Origin of the sequence: Acetivibrio straminisolvens JCM 21531 (genome assembly GCF_000521465.1) — a bacterium.
In the GTDB taxonomy this organism is placed as follows: Bacteria; Bacillota; Clostridia; order Acetivibrionales; family Acetivibrionaceae; genus Hungateiclostridium; species Hungateiclostridium straminisolvens.
This window is the reverse complement of the sequence record NZ_BAVR01000113.1, coordinates 1-3,947: the sequence shown is the minus strand read 5'-3', so window position 1 is coordinate 3,947 and position 3,947 is coordinate 1. Positions and strand designations below refer to the sequence as shown.

Below are 3,947 nucleotides of genomic sequence, written 5' to 3'. Positions count from 1 at the left end.
TTTTCATTATATGGATTAGAAAAATTTTCATATATATTATTATAATACTCTAATGGTAGTCTTTATTCTAATTGTGAGGAAATTATGATGTATCCTTTAACAGGCTCCATCTTCCGTTTCTTGATCAAAGCTTTTACCTCTGTACCCGACTCACCGTGAATTTGCTCAAGCACCTTCCCGTTCTGATATATATAGGATATGACCCATCCGTCACTGTAAGGAATAAAAAGCCTTACCTCTTTTTCGTCCTCGGGCAGCATTTCTCTGATACCTTCGAGCATTTCATCAATTCCCTGCCCTGTAGCAGCAGATATTTCAAATATCCTGCCCCTTGGATTCGGTATTGCAAGTCTCAAACTGTCCTTTACCATATCCATCTTGTTTAGTGCCATAATAACAGGTTTGCTTGCCGCCCCCAAGCTCTCGAGAATGCTGTTTACAACCTTTACCTGTTCCTCCGACTCTTCACTGGAGGCATCCACCACGTGAATCAGCATATCCGCATATACTGCCTCCTCAAGTTGATTTGAATGCCTCCACCAATTCATGGGGAAGCTTCCTTATAAATCCTACGGTGTCAATGAGAAGCACTTCTCTTCCATCCGGAAGCGAAAAACTTCTCGTAGTGGGATCAAGAGTCGCAAAAAGCTTGTTTTCCGCCAAGACGTCACTTTCGCACAATCTGTTCATAAGAGTGGATTTGCCTGCATTTGTATAACCCACCAGTGCAATGGTAGGTATGGCGTTTCTTGTGCGGCTTTCCCGAAGAGAATTCCTTCTCTTTTCCACATCCTTAAGCTGTGACTCAAGAAAGCTTATTCTCTTCTTTATATGCCTTCTGTCAACCTCCAGCTTCTTCTCTCCCGGTCCTCTTGTTCCGATACCTCCTCCCAGCCTTGAGAGCTGAGTCCCTAGACCTACAAGCCTTGACACCCTGTATTTTAACTGTGCCAGCTCCACCTGAAGTTTTCCTTCCCGGGAACGGGCTCTTTTGGCAAATATATCGAGAATTAAAGTAGTCCTGTCTATGACCTTTACTCCTGTCACCTCTTCAATATTCCTCACCTGGGCTCCCGAAAGCTCGTCATCAAAAATTATCAAATCGGCATCAAGAGCTTGGCACATAAGAGAAAGCTCTTCCACTTTTCCCCTTCCGATAAAAAAAGCCGGGTCCTTGACAGGCCTTCTCTGAATTATTTTTTCCAAAACAACTGCTCCGGCAGTATGGGCCAATTCTTCCAGCTCGTCTAAAGATCTTTCCCCTTCGCTTTTGCCTCCCACAAGAACTTTTGACGATGTCTCAAGTCCAACCAGTATGGCTCTCTCATCATCGCTTTCATTTAGGTACACCGCCGAACTTTTAAGCTTATCCGTCTCAAGTATTATGTTCCACAAGTGATTTATTCTTCTGTCATCTTGCCAAACGGCCCGTATACGACGGATTTGCCCAGGTCCCCTTTCTCATCTCTCACGGGCAGGGCTGCATATATTTCCGTTACCTGTCCGCCTTTTACTCCAATTGCCACCATGGCATCCAGTCTCAGCTTCACCAAGGAATTTATATCCACCAGGGAAATCATTCCCTCACCGTTGGATGAGTATGAATGCATCTTATCCCCAAAAGGTGCGTTGAGTCCCTTCTTCCTTCCACCTCCGGAAGCGAAACGGTGCTGCTGTCTCCCACACTCACGTCAATTACATTTCCTTTTCTGTTTATATACACCGCTATCTCACGGTTGATTTTTCCTGTCAGTTCTGCCATTTTGGCTGCAAGACCCTGTGGCAGAAATTCATCCCTTGAGCCTCAATGTCAAATAGCTCCTCTATTTCTTTCAAAACTGACGATTTCAGCGATTCTATATTGCCCTTTATTTGAATAAATGCTCACCCCGATTCTCTATTCTTCCGAACTTGTCTTCTTAAGTTTTGTTTTTATATTCTCTTTTTGATTTATTTCTCCTCCAAGAAAGAATATCATTTTATTGTGGTTTCCACAAACCATTTTTCATCATCAAAAAATAAGTCTATTTCCTTTCCTCTAACTCTGCATTTGTATCTTATTCCTCTTCCTCCTGCCTTTAATGATGCTGCTTTTGTTATATCCAGAACCCTGTCTACTTCAAATTTTCGTCCATCATCCCACACTATTTCCAAAGGAATCTTATCCCCATCTTTTGTGAACTTTACAATAGCATCTACAAACACCTTTCCCACAATATACCACTTCCCTAACAAATTGCTTTCAGTTCACCCTTTTCTGAAATAGGAGACCGGAAAAATAATATTCTCATGAGCAGGATCTGCATTAAGCTCCCTGTCTTGAAGCAAAATCCCCCTCTGCACCGAATAATGCCCAAACCTCTCTCTGACTCTATCCACGCATTCATCAATCATTTCAAGCTTCTGCTTTTTGGCGTCATCCGCAAACAATGACATCTGCGTACATGTATCTGCTTCAACCAAATCCGTCACTCTGACCCCAAGAGCCCTTATGTTCTGCGACCAATCCCAGGATTTTAAAAATATTTCATATGCTTTTGCCGCAATTTCAGACGTAATATAGGTATGCATGTCAAGCTTCGCCTGCCTCTCTAGTGTCTCAAGCTTGGGATTCTTCAGACTTATCTGGACGGTCCCTCCTTTAAGATTGTGACTTCTAAGCCTTTCTCCCACGCCTTCGGAAAGTACATATATCAGTATTCGAACATCTTCATTGTTTGTAAGGTCCCTTGGAGTGGTAAGGGAATTGCCTATACTCTTTACCGCCATTTCACAATCATTTCTGGCAACGGGACTTTTGTCATATCCGTTTGCAAAGTTCCACAGGGTATATCCCATTTCCCCAACTGCCTTACAAGAAAATCCAAATGACAATTTGCCAAATCCCCAATAGTAAAAATAGCCAGGTTATTAAGCTTCCTTCTTGTTGAATTCCCCACATAAAGAAGATCTTCCACCGGAAGTCCCCATATCTTCTCTTTAAAATTATCCTCAGCAACAACTGTAACGGCATCCGGTTTTTTCATGTCCGAACCAAGCTTTGCAAATATTTTATTATAGCTTACTCCGACGGAAACCGTTACCCCCAGCTCCCTTTTTATCCTCTCCCTTATCTCATTGGCTATCTTAGGCCCGTCTCCAAAAAGCAAAGTACTTTCGCTGACATCAAGCCAGCACTCATCCAGCCCAAAGGACTCTACTCTGTCGGTATAATACTCGTAAATCTGGCGGGCATATTTTGAGAACTTGTAATACAAAGAGTGATTGGCTTTTACCACAACCAGCCAGGGCACTTGCTTTTCGCCTCCCATACGGTCTCACCGGTCCTTACCTTATATTTCTTTGCAACGTAGTTTTTGGCAAGCACTATGCCGTGCCTATCCTCTATCGAACCGCACACTGCAACCGGCTTGCCGCGAAGCTCAGGATTGTATAAGCATTCCACACTGGCATAAAAATTATTAAGATCACAGTGAAGAATTACTCTCTTCATTTAATTTCACCTTCTTGCATCGAACATTTGTTCGTAATTATATTATAGTGCAATCTTTTCTAATTGTAAAGTCCGCTTTGAATTTATAGAAAGCACATCTTATTCAAAAAGCAGAAACGGCAAATATTACTATAATATACTTTATGAGGTCTTTTTATGGAGAGTAAAATTTTACAAAAAAATAATTTTAAAAACACCCCAACACTGATTTATTTTTTCCCGAAATAATATTACGTGAGGCAAAATTGCACACAAGTAAAACTACATTATGCACGCGGCACACAATCTTTTCAACCGGTTGATTCAAATTCAGAAAAATTGATACTATCGAAAATGACACTGAAAACAAGAACAACGATTAACACATGCAAGTCCCACAACTGCCGGAAGTCATATAAATCCAATCTTTTTATATGCTTTCCGGCAGAATTAAAAAATCATACACTGCAAAAAG

The 3,947-nt window shown here is 41.6% G+C and carries 5 protein-coding genes and 1 pseudogene; all 6 read right to left on the bottom strand.

The features are described 5' to 3' along the window. Nucleotides 1–62 precede the first annotated feature (62 nt). On the bottom strand, nucleotides 63–548 hold the full coding sequence (locus JCM21531_RS25235; RefSeq protein ID WP_500784535.1) for a hypothetical protein: 486 nt from the start codon (nucleotides 546–548) through the stop codon (nucleotides 63–65). Then, nucleotides 517–1,395 carry a GTPase HflX gene (gene hflX, locus JCM21531_RS25230; RefSeq protein ID WP_500784534.1) on the bottom strand — a complete coding sequence of 293 codons (879 nt, stop codon included), beginning with the start codon at nucleotides 1,393–1,395 and terminating at the stop codon, nucleotides 517–519. Before hflX ends, JCM21531_RS25235 begins: the two co-directional genes overlap by 32 nt. Before the next feature lie 5 nt (nucleotides 1,396–1,400). Next, nucleotides 1,401–1,610, bottom strand: coding sequence for a hypothetical protein (locus tag JCM21531_RS25225; protein WP_500784533.1), 210 nt, complete (start codon nucleotides 1,608–1,610; stop codon nucleotides 1,401–1,403). Further along, on the bottom strand, nucleotides 1,577–1,762 hold the full coding sequence (locus JCM21531_RS25220) for a hypothetical protein (protein ID WP_500784532.1): 186 nt from the start codon (nucleotides 1,760–1,762) through the stop codon (nucleotides 1,577–1,579). The genes JCM21531_RS25225 and JCM21531_RS25220 overlap by 34 nt, the downstream gene beginning before the upstream one ends. 212 nt (nucleotides 1,763–1,974) lie before the next feature. Then, nucleotides 1,975–2,214: a hypothetical protein gene (locus JCM21531_RS16660; protein ID WP_038291502.1), complete on the bottom strand. Its 240-nt coding sequence runs from the start codon at nucleotides 2,212–2,214 to the stop codon at nucleotides 1,975–1,977. Between the two features lie 33 nt (nucleotides 2,215–2,247). After that, a pseudogene (dinB, locus tag JCM21531_RS16655) lies at nucleotides 2,248–3,493 on the bottom strand (DNA polymerase IV). Between the last annotated feature and the right edge of the window lie 454 nt (nucleotides 3,494–3,947).